Source organism: Paraburkholderia sp. UCT2, assembly GCF_014397665.1.
GTDB classification, from domain to species: domain Bacteria; phylum Pseudomonadota; class Gammaproteobacteria; order Burkholderiales; family Burkholderiaceae; genus Paraburkholderia; species Paraburkholderia tuberum.
Map to the genome: position 1 here is coordinate 60,803 of NZ_VZQO01000007.1, position 19,448 is coordinate 80,250.

General features: G+C 66.0%; 22 protein-coding genes. 14 read left to right on the forward strand and 8 right to left on the reverse strand.

Annotation, left to right across the window (positions count from 1 at the left end; genetic code table 11):
• Positions 1–21: 21 nt before the first annotated feature.
• The 3 genes from F6X39_RS08070 to F6X39_RS08080 all read right to left on the reverse strand — a co-directional run bounded on the left by F6X39_RS08070 (position 22) and on the right by F6X39_RS08080 (position 4,659).
• Entirely contained in the window at positions 22–1,563 is a 1,542-nt protein-coding gene (locus F6X39_RS08070; RefSeq protein WP_187616247.1) for a CoA-acylating methylmalonate-semialdehyde dehydrogenase, read from the reverse strand.
• 117 nt (positions 1,564–1,680) lie between these two features.
• Positions 1,681–3,372: an AMP-binding protein gene (locus tag F6X39_RS08075; RefSeq protein WP_187616248.1), complete on the reverse strand. Its 1,692-nt coding sequence runs from the start codon at positions 3,370–3,372 to the stop codon at positions 1,681–1,683.
• Positions 3,373–3,525: 153 nt separating this feature from the next.
• Positions 3,526–4,659: an acyl-CoA dehydrogenase family protein gene (locus F6X39_RS08080; RefSeq protein WP_184066390.1), complete on the reverse strand. Its 1,134-nt coding sequence runs from the start codon at positions 4,657–4,659 to the stop codon at positions 3,526–3,528.
• A gap of 221 nt (positions 4,660–4,880) precedes the next feature.
• On the opposite strand from F6X39_RS08080, the gene F6X39_RS08085 reads away from it, so the two are divergent.
• The 7 genes from F6X39_RS08085 (at position 4,881) to F6X39_RS08115 (ending at position 11,630) form a co-directional block, all read left to right on the forward strand.
• Positions 4,881–5,927, forward strand: a complete 1,047-nt coding sequence (locus F6X39_RS08085; RefSeq protein ID WP_187616249.1) for an AraC family transcriptional regulator — start codon at positions 4,881–4,883, stop codon at positions 5,925–5,927.
• A gap of 85 nt (positions 5,928–6,012) precedes the next feature.
• The gene (locus F6X39_RS08090) at positions 6,013–7,641 is read left to right on the forward strand and encodes an NfeD family protein (RefSeq protein ID WP_187616250.1); all 1,629 of its coding nucleotides are present in this window, start codon (positions 6,013–6,015) and stop codon (positions 7,639–7,641) included.
• Entirely contained in the window at positions 7,638–8,408 is a 771-nt protein-coding gene (locus F6X39_RS08095; RefSeq protein ID WP_187616251.1) for a slipin family protein, read from the forward strand. The genes F6X39_RS08090 and F6X39_RS08095 overlap by 4 nt, the downstream gene beginning before the upstream one ends.
• 214 nt (positions 8,409–8,622) lie before the next feature.
• The gene (locus F6X39_RS08100; RefSeq protein ID WP_184062720.1) at positions 8,623–8,889 is read left to right on the forward strand and encodes a DUF4148 domain-containing protein; all 267 of its coding nucleotides are present in this window, start codon (positions 8,623–8,625) and stop codon (positions 8,887–8,889) included.
• Positions 8,890–9,029: 140 nt separating this feature from the next.
• A complete protein-coding gene (locus tag F6X39_RS08105) occupies positions 9,030–9,524 on the forward strand; it encodes a YaiI/YqxD family protein (RefSeq protein WP_090806534.1) in 495 nt (164 codons plus the stop codon).
• Between the two features lie 165 nt (positions 9,525–9,689).
• Positions 9,690–10,991: an NCS2 family permease gene (locus F6X39_RS08110; RefSeq protein WP_187616252.1), complete on the forward strand. Its 1,302-nt coding sequence runs from the start codon at positions 9,690–9,692 to the stop codon at positions 10,989–10,991.
• 105 nt (positions 10,992–11,096) lie between these two features.
• The gene (locus F6X39_RS08115; RefSeq protein ID WP_184054536.1) at positions 11,097–11,630 is read left to right on the forward strand and encodes a cytochrome b; all 534 of its coding nucleotides are present in this window, start codon (positions 11,097–11,099) and stop codon (positions 11,628–11,630) included.
• 165 nt (positions 11,631–11,795) lie between these two features.
• Here the strand turns inward: F6X39_RS08115 and F6X39_RS08120 are convergent, their stop codons facing one another.
• The gene (locus tag F6X39_RS08120; protein ID WP_026226687.1) at positions 11,796–12,086 is read right to left on the reverse strand and encodes a DUF1488 domain-containing protein; all 291 of its coding nucleotides are present in this window, start codon (positions 12,084–12,086) and stop codon (positions 11,796–11,798) included.
• A 305-nt stretch (positions 12,087–12,391) separates the two neighbouring features.
• Here F6X39_RS08120 and F6X39_RS08125 point away from each other — a divergent pair, with 305 nt between their 5' ends.
• On the forward strand, positions 12,392–12,700 hold the full coding sequence (locus tag F6X39_RS08125) for a 2Fe-2S iron-sulfur cluster-binding protein (protein ID WP_187616253.1): 309 nt from the start codon (positions 12,392–12,394) through the stop codon (positions 12,698–12,700).
• Between the two features lie 54 nt (positions 12,701–12,754).
• On the opposite strand, the gene F6X39_RS08130 is transcribed toward F6X39_RS08125, so the two are convergent.
• Genes F6X39_RS08130 through F6X39_RS08140 form a run of 3 tightly spaced genes read right to left on the reverse strand, consistent with a single transcriptional unit; the run spans position 12,755 to position 13,916 of the window.
• Entirely contained in the window at positions 12,755–12,949 is a 195-nt protein-coding gene (locus F6X39_RS08130; protein WP_090806541.1) for a YqaE/Pmp3 family membrane protein, read from the reverse strand.
• A gap of 21 nt (positions 12,950–12,970) precedes the next feature.
• Positions 12,971–13,213 carry a DUF1653 domain-containing protein gene (locus F6X39_RS08135; protein ID WP_187616254.1) on the reverse strand — a complete coding sequence of 81 codons (243 nt, stop codon included), beginning with the start codon at positions 13,211–13,213 and terminating at the stop codon, positions 12,971–12,973.
• Positions 13,214–13,271: 58 nt separating this feature from the next.
• On the reverse strand, positions 13,272–13,916 hold the full coding sequence (locus F6X39_RS08140; RefSeq protein WP_187616255.1) for a transcriptional regulator: 645 nt from the start codon (positions 13,914–13,916) through the stop codon (positions 13,272–13,274).
• Positions 13,917–14,153: 237 nt separating this feature from the next.
• Here F6X39_RS08140 and F6X39_RS08145 point away from each other — a divergent pair, with 237 nt between their 5' ends.
• From F6X39_RS08145 to F6X39_RS08175, 6 genes are all read left to right on the forward strand, one after another.
• The gene (locus F6X39_RS08145) at positions 14,154–14,372 is read left to right on the forward strand and encodes a hypothetical protein (protein ID WP_187616256.1); all 219 of its coding nucleotides are present in this window, start codon (positions 14,154–14,156) and stop codon (positions 14,370–14,372) included.
• Positions 14,373–14,964: 592 nt separating this feature from the next.
• Positions 14,965–15,246 (forward strand): hypothetical protein, encoded by a 282-nt coding sequence (locus F6X39_RS08150; RefSeq protein WP_187616257.1) that lies wholly within the window; start codon positions 14,965–14,967, stop codon positions 15,244–15,246.
• 135 nt (positions 15,247–15,381) lie between these two features.
• Positions 15,382–15,651: a translation initiation factor IF-1 gene (infA, locus tag F6X39_RS08155; protein WP_184031475.1), complete on the forward strand. Its 270-nt coding sequence runs from the start codon at positions 15,382–15,384 to the stop codon at positions 15,649–15,651.
• Between the two features lie 247 nt (positions 15,652–15,898).
• The gene (locus F6X39_RS36655) at positions 15,899–16,309 is read left to right on the forward strand and encodes a hypothetical protein (RefSeq protein WP_262413649.1); all 411 of its coding nucleotides are present in this window, start codon (positions 15,899–15,901) and stop codon (positions 16,307–16,309) included.
• 266 nt (positions 16,310–16,575) lie between these two features.
• Positions 16,576–17,151 (forward strand): ANTAR domain-containing response regulator, encoded by a 576-nt coding sequence (locus F6X39_RS08170; protein WP_187616258.1) that lies wholly within the window; start codon positions 16,576–16,578, stop codon positions 17,149–17,151.
• 7 nt (positions 17,152–17,158) lie between these two features.
• Positions 17,159–18,310 (forward strand): CmpA/NrtA family ABC transporter substrate-binding protein, encoded by a 1,152-nt coding sequence (locus tag F6X39_RS08175; RefSeq protein ID WP_187616259.1) that lies wholly within the window; start codon positions 17,159–17,161, stop codon positions 18,308–18,310.
• Positions 18,311–18,401: 91 nt separating this feature from the next.
• Here F6X39_RS08175 and rhaS read toward each other — a convergent pair whose 3' ends face one another.
• Positions 18,402–19,412: a rhamnose ABC transporter substrate-binding protein gene (gene rhaS, locus F6X39_RS08180; protein WP_184066155.1), complete on the reverse strand. Its 1,011-nt coding sequence runs from the start codon at positions 19,410–19,412 to the stop codon at positions 18,402–18,404.
• Positions 19,413–19,448: the final 36 nt, after the last annotated feature.

Here is a 19,448-nt window from a genome sequence, read left to right on the forward strand (position 1 = left end):
ATGTCGTCTCCGTGTGTGCCTTCAATGCAGGCGGATCGTCGTGTTGACGCCATCGTTGACGGTGTCGTCGTCGAACCAGCGCGCGGTGACCGTCTTGGTCTGCGTGTAAAACTGCACGACCTGCTTGCCGTAGGGACCGAGATCGCCAAGCTTCGAGCCGCGCGAACCGGTGAAGCTGAAAAACGGCACCGGCACCGGGATCGGAATGTTGATGCCGACCTGGCCGATATCGATCTCGCTCTGGAACTTGCGCGCCGCCGCGCCGCTTTGCGTGAAGAGGCCGACGCCGTTGCCGAACGGGTTGGCATTGACGAGCGCGATCGCATCGTCGAGCGTCGCGACGTTCACCGCCACGAGCACCGGCCCGAAGATTTCGGTGCGGTAGATTTCCATGTCGGCCGTCACGTCGGTGAACACCGTCGGGCCGATGAAGTTGCCCTGCTCGTAGCCGTGCACGTTCACATCGCGGCCGTCGAGCACGAGCGTCGCGCCCTCTTTCACGCCCGCGTCGATCAGACCGAGAATGCGCTGCTTCGCGGCGCGCGACACGACCGGCCCGACATCGGTGCCCGGCTCGTGACCCGCGTTGACCTTCAGCGTCTTCGCCTTCGCGACGAGCTCGGGCAGCCACTCGCGCGCGGCACCGACCAGCACCGCAACCGAACTCGCCATGCAGCGTTGCCCAGCGGCGCCGAACGCGGCGCCGGCGAGCGCGTTGAGGGTCTGTTCGCGATTCGCGTCGGGCAGCACGACCGCGTGGTTCTTCGCGCCCATCATCGACTGCACTCGCTTGCCGTGTTCGCTGCCGAGGCGATACACATGCGTGCCGACCGCCGTCGAGCCGACGAACGAAATCGCCTTCACCAGTTCATGCGCGCACAGCGCATCGACGACTTCCTTGCCGCCGTGCACGACGTTCAGCACGCCCTTCGGCACGCCGGCTTCGAGCGCCAGTTCGACGAGCTGCATCGTCGACAGCGGGTCCTGCTCGGATGGCTTCAGCACGAAGGTATTGCCGCACACGAGCGCCATCGGGAACATCCACAGCGGGATCATCGCGGGGAAATTGAACGGCGTGATGCCGACGCATACGCCGAGCGGCTGGCGCAGCGTGTAAGTGTCCACACCACCCGCGACGTTCTCGGCGAACTCCCCCTGCTGCAACGTGCCGATCGAACACGCGTGCTCGACGACTTCAAGACCGCGGAAGATGTCGCCCTCGGCATCGGGAATCGTCTTGCCCTGCTCGGCCGACAGCGTCTTCGCGATGCGCGGCATATGCTCGCGAATCAGCGCCTGGTACTTCAGCATGATGCGCATGCGCGCGCCGATCGGCGTGTCCTTCCACGTTTTGAACGCGGCATGCGCGCTGCGCACCGCTGCGTCGACTTCCGCCACGGTCGCGAACGGCACGCGCGCGAGGACCGCCTGCGTGGCCGGGTTCACGATGTCGCGCCACTCGGTCGTCTTCGATTCGACGAACTCGCCGTTGATCAGCAGTTTGACGGTGGCCACGGCGCCGGCAACGTCGCGGCCGGTCTCGTTCGAAGCAAGGGTGCTCATGCTGAGACTCCTGTGATTTAGAAAACAGTGCCCCGACGCGTCGAATCCGAAGCTCGAATTCAACGCGTGCGATTCAAACCGGGGCGGCAAACCAGCAATGGCGAGGAATAAAGACAGTCACCGCAAGTCGGGAAAATCCTCTTCCCAATACTCGTCCGGCAGACGCGCGGGCTCGGCCGCGCGCTCCATTTCGCGGCGCCGCAATTCGACGCGGCGGATCTTGCCGGAGATCGTCTTCGGCAGTTCGCTGAATTGCAGACGGCGAATCCGCTTGTACGGCGCGAGTTTTTCACGCGAGAACGCGAACACCGCGCGCGCGAGTTCGGGACCGGCTTCGTAGCCGTGACGCACGGTGACGAACGCCTTCGGCACCGACAGACGCAACGCGTCCGCGCTCGGCACGACGGCCGCCTCGCCGATCGCCTCGTGTTCGATCAGCACGCTTTCGAGTTCGAATGGACTCAGGCGATAGTCGGACGACTTGAACACGTCGTCCGAGCGGCCGACATACACGTAGTAGCCGTCGTCGCGACGCAGCGCGACATCCGACGTGCGATAGAGGCCGTTGCGCATCGACTGCGCGGTCGCGTTGGCGTTGTTCGCGTAACCCGTCATCAGGCCGAGCGGCCGTTCGGCGAGCGGCAGCGCGATTTCGCCTTCGCCGACCGGTTGGTCGTCGGCGTCGAGCAGCTCGACCCGGTAGCCCGGCAACGGACGCCCCATCGAGCCGGCCACGACCGGCTGGCCCGGCGAATTGCCGATCTGGCAGGTCGTTTCGGTCTGGCCGTAGCCATCGCGAATCGTAATGCCCCACGCGTGCTTGACGCGCTCGATGACCTCCGGATTCAGCGGCTCGCCGGCGCCGACGATTTCGCGCAGCTTCACCGGATAGTCGCCGAGCGGCTCCTGCACGAGCATGCGCCAGACGGTCGGCGGCGCGCACAGCGTGGTGACGTTGAAGCGCACGAGCGCGGCGAGTGTGTCTTTCGGCACGAAGCGCGGGACGTTGAACACGAACACGCAGGCCTGCGCGTTCCACGGCGCGAAGAAGCAGCTCCACGCGTGCTTGGCCCAGCCCGGCGAGCTGATGTTCCAATGGATGTCGCCGGGTTGCAGGCCGATCCAGTACATCGTCGACAGATGCCCGACCGGATAGCTCTGGTGCGTATGCTCGACCAGCTTCGGCTTCGAGGTGGTGCCGGACGTGAAGTACAGCAACAGCGGATCGCTGGCGTGGGTGACGCCGTCCGGCGCGAAATGCGGCGAAGCCTCGTACGCGGCGGCAACATCGATCCAGCCGTCGCGCGGCGCACCGACCGACAGGCGGGTGAGCGGCACGTCGAGCGCATCGAATTTGCCCAGCTCCGCGCTGTCGACCACGACGAACTTCGCGCCGCCGATCTGCACGCGGTCGCGCACGTCGTCGGCGGATAGCTGCGTGGTGGCGGGCAGCACGATCGCGCCGAGCTTCATCGCGGCGAGCATGACGTCCCATAGCTCGACGCGGTTCGGCAGCATCAGCAGCACACGGTCGCCGCGGCCGACGCCCGCGCCGCGCAGAAAGTTCGCCATCCGCGACGAGCGCTCCGACATCTGCGCGTACGACAGACGCAGGCCGTCGCTGGAAGGATCGTCGACGATCCACAGCGCGGGGTTGTCGTTGTCATGCGCGATCGCGTCGAAGTAGTCGAGCGCCCAGTTGAACTCGCCGAGCGCGGGCCACGCGAATTCGCGGTACGCGCGCTCGTAGTCGGTGCGATGGCGCACTAGCAGATCGCGCGCTTCGAGAAAGGCTTTCGCTGCTGTCATCGTCGTCTCCTGTCGACCAGAGTTAGCGCTTTAGCGCTTACTCTGGTCTCATGCAACGTAGTTGCGAGTGGCGCGGGGCGCGCTCGGTTATTTTCGCCGCGGTGATCCAGGCGAGCATCCACGGCCAGGCTATTGTGCGCTCAAACGCCGCCCTCAAACATGGCGCGCGATCACCATCCGCTGCACTTCGCTCGTCCCTTCGTAAATCTGCGTGATCCGTGCATCCCGATAGTGGCGCTCGACCGCATAGTCCTCCAGATAGCCGTAGCCGCCATGAATCTGGATCGCGTTCGAACAGATCTCCTCCGCAAGCTCCGACGCAAAAAGCTTCGCCTGCGACGCCTCCGACAGACACGGCCGCCCCGCCGAGCGCAGCCGTGCCGCGTGATGTACGAGCAGGCGCGCGGCATTCAGGCGCGTCGCCATGTCGGCAAGCATGTTCGCGATCGTCTGGTGGTCTTTCAGCGGCTTGCCGAACTGTTCGCGCTCGTTCGCGTAGCGGCGCGCGGCGTCGAACGCGGCGCGCGCAATGCCGACTGCCTGCGCGGCGATGCCGATGCGCCCGCCTTCGAGATTCGACAGCGCGATGCGCAGACCCTCGCCCGGCTCGCCGAGCAGATTGGCCTCGGGCACCGCGCACTGATCGAGCGAGATCGGACAGGTGTCCGATGCGCGAATGCCGAGCTTGTGCTCCGGCCGGCCGACGTCGAAACCCGGCGTCGAGGTCGGCACGATGAAGGCGGACAGGCCGCGCTTACCGCGCTCGGGATCGGTGACCGCGAAGACGATCGCGAGACCGGCGCGCGCACCGTTGGTCACGAACTGCTTGCTGCCGTTCAGAATCCACTGCCCGTCGCGCCGCTGCGCGCGGGTGCGCAGATTGTTCGCCTCCGAGCCCGCCTGCGGCTCGGTCAGGCAGAACGCGCCGATCGTCCGGCCGATGGCGAGCTCGCGCAGATAGCGGTCTTTCTGCGCGGCGCTGCCGAAGTTCAGGATCGGCGCGCAGCCGACCGAGTTGTGCACGCTCATCAGCGTCGCGCAGGCGGCGCAACCGGCCGCGATCTCTTCCAGCGCGAGCGCATAGGCGACGTAATCGGTGTAGGAGCCGCCCCACTCGGCCGGCACCATCATGCCCAGAAAGCCGAGTTCGCCCAGCTGCGCGACGACCCCGGCCGGCAGTTGCGCGTCGCGATCCCATTGCGCCGCGTGCGGCGCGAGGCATTCGGTCGCGAAGTCGCGCGCGGCGTCGCGGATCATCCGTTGTTCGTCGGTGTAGAAGCTGTCCATGACTGCGTCCTCGTTGGTGCTGGCGGCCGTGCTGGCGATCGCGGTGATGCGGCAAGTGTAGGCAAGCGGCCCGCGCCGTTCGATGCTCGCTCCGCTCATTCTTGCTGAGCGCTTTTGCCATCCTGCTACCATGCACGTGCATGGAGCCTCGCCATTTCAGGGGCTTCATGAACCACGATCCAGCCTATGCTGAGCGCTTTTGCCAGAAAAGCCGAATCCCGATGAAAAGCGACAAAGGCACGATCTCCGTCAGTCTCGTCGAGGAAACGCTCGCGCTCGCGACGGCGCGCGGCCTCGACGCGCGAACGCTCGCCGAAGCGGCCGGCATTGCCGCGGCGATGCTCGCGTCGCCGAAAAGCCGCGTATCGTCGGCGCAATACGGCGCGCTGTGGGCCGGCATCGCACGCGCGCTCGACGACGAATTCTTCGGCCAGGACTCGCATCCGATGAAAAGCGGCAGCTTCATCGCGATGACGCAGACGGCGCTGGGCGCGCGCAACGGCGCGCAGGCGCTTGCGCGCGCGGTCGGCTTCATGCGGCTCGTGCTTGACGATCTCGGCGCGACGATCGACACCAACGCGCAGCGTGTGCGCCTGAAGTTCGTCGAGCGCGCGGGCACGCGCAAGCCGGCCATGTTCGCTTACGCGACGTATTTCATCCTCGTGTACGGGCTCGTGTGCTGGCTCGTCGGCCGGCGCATTCCGTTGCTCGAAGCGCGCTTTCGCTGCGCCGCGCCGCCGGCCGCGCACGAATACCGGCTGATGTTCTGCGAAGACATGTATTTCGACGAGCCCGCGTCGTCCGTCGATCTCGACCCTGCGTTTCTGGAACTGCCGGTGATCCAGACTTCGCGCTCGGCGCGGCCGTTTCTGCGCGATGCGCCGGGCAGCTTCATCGTCAAGTACCGCAATCCGGGTTCGCTCGCCGCGCGCGTGCGCAAGACGCTGCGCGCGCTGCCGATGTCGGGCTGGCCCGCGGCCGATCAGATGGCCGCGCGCCTGCACGTCGCCGAGGCGACGATGCGGCGGCACCTGAAGCAGGAGGGCCACACGTATCAGTCGATCAAGGACGCGCTGCGGCGCGACATCGCGATCGCCGAACTGCAGCGCACGCAGCGCACCATCGCCGATATCGCCAACGCCGTCGGCTTCGCGGAGCCGAGCGCGTTTCATCGCGCGTTCCGCAAATGGACCGGCATGCGCCCGACCGACTACCGGCCGGCCCGGGCCGCGGGGCTCGATCTCACGCGACGCGCCGAATCGGACTAAGCTTTAAGCGGCAACAGGCCAGCCTTGATCGAGGGTAGGGGCCCGCGCCGCCGGTTCGCACCGGCTGGCGCGACGGCCGTCAGCGATGAACACGACTCCGCGTCTCCCGCTCCGGCAGTCCGGTCCGCGCAGGCCGCTTATCCGCGGCGGCATCGTGGGCCGTTTGATGCGCGGCATCGCCGTGCTCGGCGTGCTATGCGCGTTCGGCTTCGCGACGCGCGAAGCGCTGGCGCCGCTGCAAGCGGCCAATGCGGCGAGCGCGGCGAACGTCGCCACCGCGACCGCCAACAGCGTCGTCGTGATTCCGGTGAATGGCGCGATCGGACCGGCCACCGCCGATTTCATCGTGCGTGGTTTGCAGCGCGCGGCCAGCCAGCGCGCACAGCTCGCGGTCCTGCAACTCGATACGCCCGGCGGCCTCGATACGTCGATGCGGCAGATCATCAAGGCGATCCTCGCCTCGCCGGTGCCGGTCGCGACCTTCATCGCGCCGAGCGGCGCGCGCGCGGCCAGCGCCGGCACCTACATCGTCTACGCGAGCCACATCGCGGCGATGGCGCCGGGCACCAACCTCGGCGCCGCGACGCCGATCCAGATGGGCATCGGCGGCAACGAGCCGCCCGCCGGCGGCCCGCCCGTAACGCCAGCCACCCCAGGCACGCCGGGGCTGCCGGACATGCGCACGCCGCCTGGCGGCGCGTCCGCGCCTGCGCCTGCGTCACCCGGCGCATCGTCCGAAGCCGCCAGTGCTCTGCCGCTCGACACCCAATCGACCGAACTGCGCAAGCAGGTCCACGATGCCGCCGCCTACATCCGCGGCCTCGCGCAGATGCGTGGCCGCAACGCCGACTGGGCCGAGCGCGCGGTCCGCGAAGCGGTGAGCCTGTCCGATGAGGAAGCGCTCGCGCAGCACGTCATCGATATCGTCGCGCGCGACGTGCCGGACCTGCTGCGCCAGCTGGACGGCCGCACGTACGTCACGAGCGCGGGCAGCGTCACGCTGCACACCGCGCATGCGCCGCTGATCACGCTCGAACCCGACTGGCGCAGCCGCTTTCTCGCCGTGATCACCGATCCGAGCGTCGCGCTGATTCTGCTGATGCTCGGCATGTATGGCCTGTTCTTCGAATTCGCCAATCCGGGCTTCGTGCTGCCCGGCGTAGTCGGCGCAATCAGCCTGCTGCTCGGCCTGTTCGCGATGCAGATGCTGCCCATCAGCTACGTCGGCCTCGGGCTGATCTTTCTCGGCATCGCCTTCCTGATCGGCGAAGCGTTCCTGCCGACCTTCGGCTCGCTCGGCTTCGGCGGCGTGGTCGCGTTCGTGGTCGGCGCAACGATGCTGATGGATACCGACGTGCCCGGCTACGGCATCCCGCTGCCGCTGATCGCCGCGGTCGTCGTGTTCAGCGTCGCGTTCGTGCTCGGCGTGTCGCGGCTCGCGCTGCGCGCGCGGCGGCGGCCGGTCGTGACGGGCTCGGAGGCGCTGATCGGCTGCGTCGGCGTGGTGCTGGACGGCGGCTTGCTGCCCGAACCCGAACACGCGGCGGGCGGCCCGCTGGCCGGCTGGGCGCGCGTGCACGGCGAGCGCTGGCGCGTCTCGAGCACCACGCCGGCCGCCCCGGGTCAGAGCGTGCGCGTGACGGCGCGCAACGGCCTCACACTGACCGTGGTGCCCGTTACGTCGGTCGACGCCTTACAAGGAGAACGCTCATGATCGGCTTCACATTCGGCTTCGGCAGCATCCTGATCCTGCTCGTGATCGCGCTGATTGCGTCGTCGGTGCGGATTTTTCGCGAGTACGAACGCGGCGTCGTGTTCATGCTCGGCCGCTTCTGGAAGGTCAAGGGGCCCGGGCTCGTATTGATCATTCCGATCGTGCAGCAGGCGGTGCGCATGGATTTGCGCACCATCGTGTTCGACGTGCCGACGCAAGACGTGATCACGCGCGACAACGTGTCGGTCAAGGTCAACGCGGTCGTGTATTTCCGCGTCGTCGATCCGGAGAAGGCGGTGATCCAGGTCGCGCGCTACTTCGAGGCGACCAGCCAGCTGGCGCAGACGACGCTGCGCGCGGTGCTCGGCAAGCACGACCTCGACCAGCTGCTGTCGGAGCGCGAGCAGCTGAACACCGACATCCAGAAAGTGCTCGACTCGCAAACCGACGCATGGGGCATCAAGGTTTCGATCGTCGAGATCAAGCACGTCGATATCAATGAAACGATGATCCGCGCGATTGCGCGTCAGGCCGAAGCCGAGCGCGAACGGCGCGCGAAGGTGATTCACGCGGAAGGCGAGTTGCAGGCATCGAAGCAGTTGCTGGAGGCGGCCCAGACGCTCGCGCGGCAACCGCAGGCGATGCAGTTGCGCTATCTGCAGACGCTGGTGACGATCGCCGCCGACAAGAACTCGACGATCGTGTTTCCGCTGCCGATCGACCTCGTGAGTGCGGGGCTCGAACGCTTCAACAAGCCATCGGCGTGATAGGACGATATTTGTCAGGACATCCATTCGGCGCGGATTAGCGTCGACGTTTCGGCATACCCACCCGCTTGCGCGTTGCTTGCGCTGACGTGGCGAATGAGGCTCGCGGCGGGTTCGATTTGCCGGCAGAAGTGGTGCGTTGCTTGTACTGCCTTACCCGGCGCACCGAAAAACCACCAGGTCCGGCTGTTTTTCCGCTCCGCAGGAGCCCGCCATGAAACTGTCTTCCCGCATTGGACTCGGCGCGCTGTTGGCCGCCGTGGGTATCAGCACCGTCTACGCGCAAGCGGTGACGCAGCCCGCCGACCCGTCGGCGCCGAAAACGCGCGCCCAGGTCCGCGCTGACCTCGCGGAATGGCTCGCCGCCGGCTACGACCCGTTGGACTGGATCAACTATCCGGAGAACGCGCAGCGCGCGGGCCGCATCGTCGCGCAACACCGCGAGCAGCAGCAAGGCAACGCCCCGACGGCCGTGCAGTAAAGCGGTCGCGGCTGGCGTAGTCGCAGCCTGAATGCCGCCCGCCGCGAGCGGCATGGCACGGCTTGCGTCGCGCCAAGGTATCATCCGGTCCCTCCATCCCCCACGCAGCAAACCAGCCGCACACAGCAGGAACCCGCACCATGCCAATCTGGGTCGATGCCGACGCCTGCCCGGCCGTCGTCAAGGACATGCTGTATCGCGCGGCGCGCCGCACCGGCATGCCGCTGACGCTGGTCGCCAATTCGTTCCTGCGCGTGCCGCCGTCGCCGCTGATCCGCGCGATCCAGGTGCCGGCCGGCTTCGACGCCGCCGATCAGTTGATCGTCGAGCGCGTCGTCGCGGGCGACCTCGTGATCACCGCCGACATCCCGCTCGCCGCCGCCGTGCTGGCAAAAAATGCCCACGCGCTCGATCCGCGCGGCAACTGGTACACGCCCGGCACGATCGAAGAACGGCTGCGCATGCGCTCGATGCTCGACCAGTTGCGCTCGAGCGGCGTCGACACGGGCGGGCCGGCCGCCTTCAGCGCGCGCGATGGCAAGGCGTTTGCTGGCGAACTCGATCGCTGGCTCGCGCGTCAGGCGCCTCGCGGTGATGCGCAGGCGCCACAGTCGCACGGCAAACCGCCCGCCTGACGGGCCCGGGCGGCCTGCCGGCGCCGCCACAGGCGCCGGGGCGCTGCCATTCGTGACTACAATTCCGCCGTAACGCCGCCGCGCGGCCTGCCTTGCCGCGCCGCGCTGTCACCGCCTCGATGACAAAAGCACTGTCTGAACGACGCAAGAGAGAAAACCCGCCACATGGACTCGTTCAACCGCTACTTCGGCTTCGACGCCGTCGACACCAACCTGCGCACCGAAGTGCTAGCCGGCGTGACCACTTTCCTGACGATGGCCTACATCATCTTCGTGAACCCGGCGATTCTCGGCGACGCCGGCATGCCGAAGAGCGCGGTGTTCGTCGCGACCTGCCTCGTGGCCGCGCTCGCGTCGCTGATCATGGGTCTGTACGCGAACTACCCGATCGCGCTCGCGCCCGGCATGGGCCTGAACGCGTACTTCGCATACACGGTCGTCAAGGGCATGGGCTACACGTGGCAGGCCGCGCTCGGCGCGGTGTTCATCTCCGGGTGCCTGTTCCTGATCGTCACGCTGTTCCGCGTGCGCGAGGTGATCGTCAAGGGCATTCCGCATTCGATCCGCATCGCGATCACCGGCGGCATCGGTCTCTTTCTCGCGATCATTTCGCTGAAGTCGGCCGGCGTGGTGGTCGGCAATCCGGCCACGCTCGTCACGCTCGGCAATCTGCATGACCCGCACGTCGTGCTCGCGGCGGTCGGCTTCTTCGGCATCGTCACGCTGGATCATATGCGCGTGCGCGGGGCGATCCTGATTGGTATCGTCGCCGTGACGATCCTGAGCTTTTTCTTTGGCGGCAACCAGTTTCACGGCATCGTGTCCGCACCGCCGTCGATCGCGCCGACGCTGTTGCAGCTCGATATCCGCAGCGCGCTGTCGAGCGGCGTGCTGAACGTGGTGCTGGTGTTCTTCCTCGTCGAGCTGTTCGATGCGACCGGCACGCTGATGGGCGTCGCGAACCGCGCGGGGCTGCTGGTGGAGGGCAAGATGCATCGGCTGAACCGCGCGCTGCTCGCGGACAGCACCGCGATTCTCGCCGGCTCGATGCTCGGTACTTCGTCGACGACTGCGTATATCGAAAGCGCATCGGGCGTGCAGGCCGGCGGCCGTACCGGCATGACCGCGATCACGGTCGCCGTGCTGTTCGTCGCGGCGCTGTTTTTCGCGCCGCTCGCCGAAGTGGTGCCGCCGTATGCGACCGCGCCCGCGCTGCTGTACGTGTCGTGCCTGATGCTGCGCGAACTGGTCGACCTGCCGTGGGACGACGCGACCGAAGTCGTGCCGGCCGCGCTGACCGCGCTGCTGATGCCGTTCACCTACTCGATCGCGAACGGCGTCGCGTTCGGCTTCATCTCGTACGCGGGACTCAAGCTGCTGACGGGCCAGGCGCGCCAGGTGAAGCTGGTCGTGTGGATCATCGCGGCCATTTTCCTGTTCCGGTATTTCTATCTCGGCAGCGAATGAGGAGGTCGCGCGGCCGGGGGGTCGAATGTGTCGTCGGGTTCGGGGACCGTTTATCATCCGATGTTTCGAATGACGATCGACCGGGTCGCCACCCCAGGAGTCTTGATGTCCTCATATAACCGCACGGCGGACCGCTACACGAAGCCCGCGATTTTCTTCCACTGGATGATTTTTCTGCTGGTCGCGCTGGCCTATCTGGCCATCGAAATCCGCGGCCCGCGCGGCTCCGACAGCCGCGCGTTCTGGACCGGCGTGCATTTTTGGGCCGGCACGCTGGTGCTCGGGCTGGCCGTGTTGCGGCTGCTGTGGAGATTGTGGGCCGGCGCGCCGGAGGAGCTCGAAAGCAATCGGCTGCTCGCTTTTCTCGGGCGCTCCGCGCACCTCGCGCTCTATGTGTTCATCTTCGCGCAGCCGCTGCTCGGCATGCTGATGGTCAATGCGGGCGGGCGGCCGGTGTCGCTCGCATGGACGGACATCAGCTTCACGTTGGTGCGCGCGGATGCGATCGCGCGGCCGCTGTTGAAGGACGCGCACGAGTGGCTCGGCAACGTGTTCTATTGGGTAATCGGACTGCACGCGCTCGCGGCGATCGCGCACCATGTGGTGTTCAAGGATCGGGCGCTGCGGCGGATCATTTGAAAGTAATGGAGTTGGCTGCGTGCCGCCGATGCATTGCACGTAGTCGCGGCTTGCACGAAGGCCAGCCAGCGGCAGCGGCACGGGTGAATCCGAACTTCGCGCTTCGGCAGCAGTCGCGCTTGCCGAAGCTTCGGTACCGGTAGCCAGCCGATAGTTTCAGATCGGTCAGTTACGCCAGTTCGCCTCGTAAAACCGCACGTAACCGCTTCTGAGCACGAGACACTGCGCGCGCGTTTCCGACAACAGCCGGCGCGTGGCGGCCTCGATGCGCGGCCGGTGCGCGTCGAACGCGACGATCATGTCCTCCAGCCGGGGGGACGCAGCGCCGAAGTGATCTTCGAGCGCTTCCGCAGTGATCATGCACTCCACCCTCTGCCCATCGACCATTGCCGGAAACGCCAAAGTAAGTTCGCGACCTGAATATTCAGGGGCTTCGTTCGGGAATTGGATCTGCATGGGAGTCACCTGGAAGAGTGCGCGTACGATGCGCTCGGGTAATGCACGCGCTGATTGCTTGCTATCGCGTCCGCCGCTCGTTCCTCCTTGTCCCATGCAGCCGACGCGGGCCGTCGCCTCGACGCAGCATCGTCAGTTCGCGCCACGCGGAGGTGAATTGATTTACTTTAGACGAGTTCGGGCCAGGTGCAAGATTTCCCCGATTTTTTCTTGAAGGCGCGACTGACGCGCCGATGTTGCGGCGCGGCATAAAGCGGTGTCCGATCCCGTGTAAAGTGTCGCGCACCTAGTCATTGACCTGCACGATGTCCGCCCCCACCCGCCCGCCTGTGGTTCGCGTCGAACCGCTCGGCCAGAGCTTCGATGCGCCCGATTCGCTGACGATTCTCGAAGCCGCCGCTTTCGCCAATCTGCGTTTGCCGCGTTCGTGCCGCAACGGCACGTGCCGAACATGCTTGTGCCGGATGACGTCTGGGCGTGTGCGCTACTCGATTGAATGGCCCGGCGTGAGCCGCGAGGAAAAGGCGGACGGTTATATCCTGCCGTGCGTGGCGGTCGCGGAAACCGACGTGGTGATCGAAGTGCCGGATGCGGTCGCGATACCGGCACAGTGAGCGGTAGCGTAGGGGCCTGGCGCCCCGCTAGCCGACGCTTTCACGCGCTGTGTCTCACCGCCCGTTGCCCATTGCGCGGGCAATTTTCTTGTCCGTGTTGTACTGGCTCAGCGAATACACCGACCAGATGGCCGCCGGCACCCAGCCGATCAGCGTGATTTGCAGAATCAGGCAGATGATGCCCGCAAACGGACGGCCGATCGTGAAAAACTGCAGCCACGGCAGAATGATGGCAAGCAAAAGACGCATTCGGTTTTCCTGTTCCTGTGATTACGGCAGCATGGGTGAGTCCGCGGGGGACGCATCTGCCTCGTTGTTGAACTCATCGAGCGGCGCAAAACGCGGCACCTTGACGCCTTCCTGCTCTACCAGCTCGAAAAACACCGTCGCTGGACGGGTCCAGATCGTACCATTGGCCGCCTTGTAGACGATCATCGTGACCGTCGGATCCGATTCGAGCGTGGCCTCGCAGACCAGTTCGTAAATGCCGCCTTTGTAGTGTCGGTAGCGCATGGTGTGTGACCTTATTTTGGGCGTCGTCGATGCATTTTCAAGCACGGCGCGCCTGAGCTCAACCGCCCTCTTTCATCTGCTTCAGGATCTTGTAGACGGTCGCGCGGCCCATCGTCAGCACCGCGGCCACGTAATTCGCCGAGCTGCGGCCGCGAAACGCGCCCTGCGCGTGCAGCGCCTCGACGATTTCACGCTTGTGCTCGCGCGTCAGCGCATTGATGCCGATTTGCCGGTCGCGCAGCCACGCGTGCAGATACGTGTTGATGCGGTCCTGCCAGTCGTCGCGGAACAGATCGTCGGCAGGCGCGTCCGTCATCGCGCCGCCCTTGATGAACAGATCGAGCGTCGAGCGCACATCCTCGAACACCGCGATGTTGAAGTTCACGCACAGGATGCCGGCGGGCTTGCCGTCGTCGTCGAACAGGATGTTGCTCACGCAGCGCAGGCGGCGGCCGTCCCAGTTCAGTTTCTCGTAGGGGCCGATGGTCTGGCCGCGCGCCGCGAAGTGCGCGTCGTCGAGCACCGACGGCGCGCCCACCTCGAGCCGCGACAGATTGTTCACCAGATACGCGATGGTCTGATCGCGCAGATCGTGAATCACCACCTCGGCGCACGGATAGAGCAGCGCGGCGATGCCGTCGGCGATCGGCGCGTAGCGCTTCAGCAGCAGGTCTTTGACAGGAGACACGTTCGGGTTGCGCATGGAAAAAACGCGAGGTTCGAAGGAGGCGGCGCGCGATAGCGGATGACGACGAAGCCAGATGCCCGCAGCGGACGCCGGCGCGCCCGCTCGGTCCGCAATTCAGGAAGTCGCCATTGTAGCGGCCTCGCGCTGGCGCCGCGACTCGACGCCGGACGGCAATTTTGTCTACCTCGCCAGCGCATTTTTTTCGTGCGATAAACACTGATCCGCCGACACCCAACCGAACGGAACCAACCGATGGCCACACTCGAAGCGCTTCGCGCCGTGCTCGACGACAAGCGCACGCCGGAGATCATTCGCAACCACATCATCGATTCGCTGCAGTACGCGCTGCGCAACCATGGTCAGGTCTTCACGGCCAAGGAAGTCGAATGGCTGGCCGGCTGGAACGATGCGCGCCTGCCGCTGGCGGCCGCGCGCGAATTGCAGAAGCGCGTCGCCGAAACGTCGCGCTGACGCACGCGTTCGGATAGGAGCCTCGCGCGCGCCACTCGCGCAATTTGCGCGTCCGTCGCCCGTCCCGCCTCCGACACGACTTCGCCAACCGCCCGCGAAGCCCTGCCAGTCGGGCGTTCCGGTCGTGCGCTGAAGTTTGCACTATCCAATCAGGGCTATTTCAGGCATCATATTGCAATAGTTGCACCTCGCACCCATATAGCACTGGCAGCACCAGGCAGTCTCAACCCGGCATCTCCGCACCACCCCCGACTGTTCGACCGCCCTTTATCGGCGATCCCGTCACTCCGGCAATGCGCCGCCCGCATTCGCCGTCGCGAGAAGTACACCGAGCGGTTCAGCATCATGCGTCCGGCGCCCGAATTGACGCGCCGCTTCAGCGTTTTTTCGGTCGAATCCGCGTTTTCGCGCGACCGCTCGAGCCATTGTCATTGAGCCCGTCGGGTCTAGCAGGCCTGTGCCAACCATTTTTAACGCGGCGCGCCCATCGGTGCTGCGCCGCCGGTCCGTACCGTGACGCGTCAAAGGAGCGTTGCCGGAAGCAGCGCCCCGCACGCGGCGCGTGGACCACGCAATACAGGACATGTTTCTCATGAATCCAGCAGTCAGGACCTACAAAGGTTACGAAATTCACCCGCTCGTTTATCCGCGCCGCCCCGCGGGCGCGCAAGCGACCCGCAATCCGGGCGCCGGTTACGACGCTTCGGTGCGCATCTGCCGCGTCGGCGCCAATCCGGCGGCCGACGGCCGGGTATTTCGCCTGCAGTATCTGTTTCCGTTCGACGGCATGGGCAAGGCGCGCATCGCGTGCATGGCGCATGCGGAACGGCTGATCGACGGCCAGGTGAGCGGTCAGTCGGTGACCGATCTTTGAGCGGCGTCATCGGCGCGTCACTCATGTCGCGCAGCGTGCTTTCGGGCGCCGCTGCTTTTCAAACGAATCCACAGTCGCGCCGCTCGCAATGCCTGCGGCCGGTTTCCCCTTTATCCCATCGACCAGGAGTTATGCATGGCGAAAGAAGAACTGCTTGAACTTGACGGTATTGTCGACGAAGTGCTTCCGGATAGCCGCTACCGCGTGACGCTCGACAACGGCGTCGTGGTCGGCGCCTATGCGTCCGGGCGCATGCGCAAGAACCATATCCGTATTCTCGCGGGCGATCGCGTGACGCTCGAATTGTCGGTCTACGACCTGACCAAGGGGCGCATCAATTTCCGCCACAAGGACGAGCGTGCGAGTGGCGGCGGTGCGCCACGGCAAGCGGCGCGGCGGAGGTAAGCAGGGGTCACGGCGCCGCCCTGCGTACCTGTGATGTTGTGCAGGCGATGCGGGCAGCCCGCCCGAACCCATGCGAAAGCGCGAGGCCCGACAGACTCGCGCCATCCCTTCCGACTCCGCGTTCTGCTTGAACGCGCTACGTCAGCCTCGCCGCCCAAGCGCGTGAAATAGACGTCTTCCCTGACATTCGGGATGCTCTCCAGCGCATGCGCGAACGTCGTACGCCGCAACACGCGCGGCGTCTTGATTGGAATCTGGCGGCACGCCGCTTCGGCGACCACGCACGTCGCAGCACGTCTCGCTAAACTCCAAACACCGCCCCCAAATCCTCCCCACCCGCGCTTTTGCGCACCTGCTCGACCACCCGCTCCTCCAGCTCTATCTGCACCCGCTGCTGACCTCGATCAGCCCGTTGTTGACGGCGATTCGCGACGCGACCGGCTTGAGCTTCTACGGCACGTCATTGCTGACCAGTCTGCCGGTGGTCGCGATGGGCGCCGGCGCGTTCGGCGCGGCGGTTGCGCCGCTCGTGACCGGCATCGTGCGCGGCTGGAGCGGCGGATTCGTCGCCGCGTGGATCATGCTCGCCGGCTGCATCGCCGTGATGATGGCGGTGACCTTGCTGTTTTCACCGCGCAGTTATTCGCGCTGGCTTTAAGGCTCCAAGGCTGCGGCCGCGACGAACGCGATGCGCTGCTTCGGTGCATCGGGCGTCCGCTGTCCTGCATGCCCCTCGCCGGTGCAGCGCGACCGGCGTGGCCGCGTCCCTCTTTCGCGGACGATTCGCAGCGATCGCCCGCAAAAAACCCCAATCGATCCCCGCCATTCGCGCGAATGCGCTCTCACACCTCGCCAAGCCCCGTCGCGCGAAGACTGGCATATCCATTGCTTTACTGATGGTCAGATGTCCCTTCCCCCGACTCCATGCTGCGTGTTCTTCTTGTCACCGACACCGACAAACCCATCGGCGATCTGCGCGACGCGCTCGCCTGTCTCGGCTGCGAAATGCTCTCCGGCACCGCGACGCCGCAGGCGCTGCATCGCGCGGTTCAGGACGAGCGGCCCGACGTCATCATCATCGATACGGAGTCGCCGTCGCGCGATACGCTCGAACAGCTCGCCGTGATGCACGCGAGCGCGCCGCGCCCCGTGCTGATGTTCAGCCACGACGCGAACCAGCAACTGATCCGCCAAGCGGTCAACGCGGGCGTCACCGCGTATCTGGTCGAAGGCCTCGCGACCGAGCGGCTCGCGCCGATTCTCGAAGTCGCGCTCGCGCGTTTCGCGCAGGAGTCGCAATTGCGCGAGCGGCTCGCGCAGGCCGAAAACGAACTGGCCGAGCGCAAGCTGATCGATCGCGCGAAACGCCTGCTCATGGATCAGCAGAAACTCACCGAACCGGCCGCCTACGCGAGTCTGCGCAAACGCGCGATGAACCAGGGCGTCAAACTCGCCGAGGTGGCGCGCGAGGTCGTCGCGTCGGCCGGCTCGCTCAAATGATGCGCTCATGAATCCAGCCACTTCCGTCACCGCCGCGGCCTTTGCGGAGCCGCCTGAAAAGACCCATCTGCGGCTCGGCTTCGTCGCGTTGTCCGACGCGGCGCCGCTGATCGCGGCGAAGCTGCTCGAGTTCGGCCATGCGCACGGGCTCACGCTCGAACTGTGCCGCCAGCCGTCGTGGGCCGCCGTGCGCGACAAGCTGCTAGCCGGTGATCTCGACGCCGCGCACGCGCTTTACGGGCTCGTGTATGGCGTGCAGCTCGGCCTCGGCGGCCCGCGCACCGACATGGCCGTGCTGATGGTGCTGAACCGCAACGGCCAGGCGATCACGCTGTCGAATCGGCTCGCCGATGCGCTCGCGAAGCATGGGACCTTGCGCGAGGCGCTCGCGACGCTCGGCCGCAAGCCGGTGTTCGCGCACACCTTCCCGACCGGCACGCATGCGATGTGGCTGTACTACTGGCTCGCGGCGCAAGGCGTCGATCCGTTGCGCGACATCGACAGTGTCGCGATTCCGCCGCCGCAAATGGTCGCCGCGCTGGCCGAAGACCGGCTCGACGGTCTGTGCGTCGGCGAGCCCTGGAATGAAATGGCCGAGGCGCACGGCGTCGGCAAAACGATCGCTTATTCGAGCGAGGTGTGGCCCGAGCATCCCGAGAAAGTGCTCGCCTGCCGACGCGATTTCGTCGATGCGCATCCGCGCACGACGCGCGCGCTCGTGCAGACCGTGCTCGAAGCGTGCCGCTGGCTCGACGGCGCCGGGCATCGCGACGAGATCGCCCGCTGGCTCGCGCGGCCCGATTACATCGGTATCGACGAGACGCTGATCGCGGCGCGGCTCGGCGACCTCCTCGACACGGCGAACCCGCGCCGCCTGCCGATGCGTTTCTTCGACGACGGCGCGGTCAACTATCCGCATCCATTCGAAGGCGCGTGGTTCCTCACGCAGTTCGAGCGCTGGGGGATCATCGATGCGCACAACGACTACGACGCGGTCGCCGCGCGCATCAACCAGACGCAGTTGTATCGCGAGGCCGGCGCGCGCGTGAACGTGCCGGTGCCCGGCGAGGACGTCACAAGGGAACTGATCGATGGCGCGGTGTGGGGAAGCGGCTCACCATCCGCCGCTTATGCGCGGCGTTTTGCGATCCGCCGCTGAGCGGACCGCACGCGAAAGCCCCGAGATCCGCTGCGCTGACTGCCCACTAACCGCCAACGGCGATCAGGTGGACAGTCGGCGTTGCCGAAGCTCAGAAGTTGTACTTGTCGATGTTGCTCGCATCGAACGTGGTCGGCGGCCCGAGAATGATTTCGCCGTGCGCGCCAATCGTGCGCTTGCCGAGCTTGCCGGCGTCGAACGTTTCGCCCTCCTTGCCCGTGATCGTGCCCGACGCGAGCGACGCCGCCGCGTACGCGGCCAGATAGCCGAGCTCGCTCGGATCCCACAACTGGAACGCGGTCACGGTGCCGTTCTTCACGAACGCGCGCATCTGGTTCGGCGTGCCGAGGCCCGTCACCGCCACCTTGCCCTTGCTCGACGACGACGAGATATAGCGCGCCGCCGCCGCGATGCCGACCGTCGTCGGCGCGACGATCGCCTTCAGGTTCGGATACGCCTGCAGCAAGCCCTGCGTTTCGACGAAGGACTTCTGATCGTCGTCGTTGCCGTACGCGATCTTGACGAGCTTGATCTTCGAGTACTCCGGTTTCTTCAGTTCCTCCTGCATCCACTTGATCCAGGTGTTCTGGTTCGTCGCGTTCGGCGTCGCCGACAGAATCGCGAACTCGCCCTCGCCGCCCATCAGCTTCGCGACCAGTTGCACCTGGCCGCGACCGATGCCTTCGGCGTTCGCCTGATTGACGAACAGCTGGCGGCCCTCGGGCGCGGTGTCGGAGTCGAACGTGACGACCTTGATGCCCTGACCCATCGCCTTCTTCAGATACGGCACGACCGCGTTCGCATCGTTGGCGGCAATCACGATCGCATCCTGGTGCTGCGTGATCAGCGTGTTGATGTACGACACCTGCGACGACGCGCCCGCATCCGACGGCCCGACCGCCTTGCCCACGCCGCCGAATTCCTTGATCGCGGCGAGGCCGCCGTCGTCGGCGATCACTTCGTACGGGTTGTTGATCTGCTTCGGCACGAACGCGATCTTCAGCCCGCTTTTCAGTTCAGCGGCGAACGCGCCGCCGCAGCTGATCGCGAGCAACGCGGCGCAGAGCGCGGCCATGCCGGTGTGACGTAGAGGTTTGAACATGAAGTGTCTCCTGCGTTGTTGTTGGACAGAGAGGGG

Coding starts and splice junctions, on each gene's coding strand:
- F6X39_RS08070 (WP_187616247.1), bottom strand. CDS start 1,563: ATGAGCACCCTTGCTTCGAACGAGACCGGCCGCGACGTTGCCGGCGCC.
- F6X39_RS08075 (WP_187616248.1), bottom strand. CDS start 3,372: ATGACAGCAGCGAAAGCCTTTCTCGAAGCGCGCGATCTGCTAGTGCGC.
- F6X39_RS08080 (WP_184066390.1), bottom strand. CDS start 4,659: ATGGACAGCTTCTACACCGACGAACAACGGATGATCCGCGACGCCGCG.
- F6X39_RS08085 (WP_187616249.1), top strand. CDS start 4,881: ATGAAAAGCGACAAAGGCACGATCTCCGTCAGTCTCGTCGAGGAAACG.
- F6X39_RS08090 (WP_187616250.1), top strand. CDS start 6,013: ATGAACACGACTCCGCGTCTCCCGCTCCGGCAGTCCGGTCCGCGCAGG.
- F6X39_RS08095 (WP_187616251.1), top strand. CDS start 7,638: ATGATCGGCTTCACATTCGGCTTCGGCAGCATCCTGATCCTGCTCGTG.
- F6X39_RS08100 (WP_184062720.1), top strand. CDS start 8,623: ATGAAACTGTCTTCCCGCATTGGACTCGGCGCGCTGTTGGCCGCCGTG.
- F6X39_RS08105 (WP_090806534.1), top strand. CDS start 9,030: ATGCCAATCTGGGTCGATGCCGACGCCTGCCCGGCCGTCGTCAAGGAC.
- F6X39_RS08110 (WP_187616252.1), top strand. CDS start 9,690: ATGGACTCGTTCAACCGCTACTTCGGCTTCGACGCCGTCGACACCAAC.
- F6X39_RS08115 (WP_184054536.1), top strand. CDS start 11,097: ATGTCCTCATATAACCGCACGGCGGACCGCTACACGAAGCCCGCGATT.
- F6X39_RS08120 (WP_026226687.1), bottom strand. CDS start 12,086: ATGCAGATCCAATTCCCGAACGAAGCCCCTGAATATTCAGGTCGCGAA.
- F6X39_RS08125 (WP_187616253.1), top strand. CDS start 12,392: ATGTCCGCCCCCACCCGCCCGCCTGTGGTTCGCGTCGAACCGCTCGGC.
- F6X39_RS08130 (WP_090806541.1), bottom strand. CDS start 12,949: ATGCGTCTTTTGCTTGCCATCATTCTGCCGTGGCTGCAGTTTTTCACG.
- F6X39_RS08135 (WP_187616254.1), bottom strand. CDS start 13,213: ATGCGCTACCGACACTACAAAGGCGGCATTTACGAACTGGTCTGCGAG.
- F6X39_RS08140 (WP_187616255.1), bottom strand. CDS start 13,916: ATGCGCAACCCGAACGTGTCTCCTGTCAAAGACCTGCTGCTGAAGCGC.
- F6X39_RS08145 (WP_187616256.1), top strand. CDS start 14,154: ATGGCCACACTCGAAGCGCTTCGCGCCGTGCTCGACGACAAGCGCACG.
- F6X39_RS08150 (WP_187616257.1), top strand. CDS start 14,965: ATGAATCCAGCAGTCAGGACCTACAAAGGTTACGAAATTCACCCGCTC.
- infA (WP_184031475.1), top strand. CDS start 15,382: ATGGCGAAAGAAGAACTGCTTGAACTTGACGGTATTGTCGACGAAGTG.
- F6X39_RS08170 (WP_187616258.1), top strand. CDS start 16,576: ATGCTGCGTGTTCTTCTTGTCACCGACACCGACAAACCCATCGGCGAT.
- F6X39_RS08175 (WP_187616259.1), top strand. CDS start 17,159: ATGAATCCAGCCACTTCCGTCACCGCCGCGGCCTTTGCGGAGCCGCCT.
- rhaS (WP_184066155.1), bottom strand. CDS start 19,412: ATGTTCAAACCTCTACGTCACACCGGCATGGCCGCGCTCTGCGCCGCG.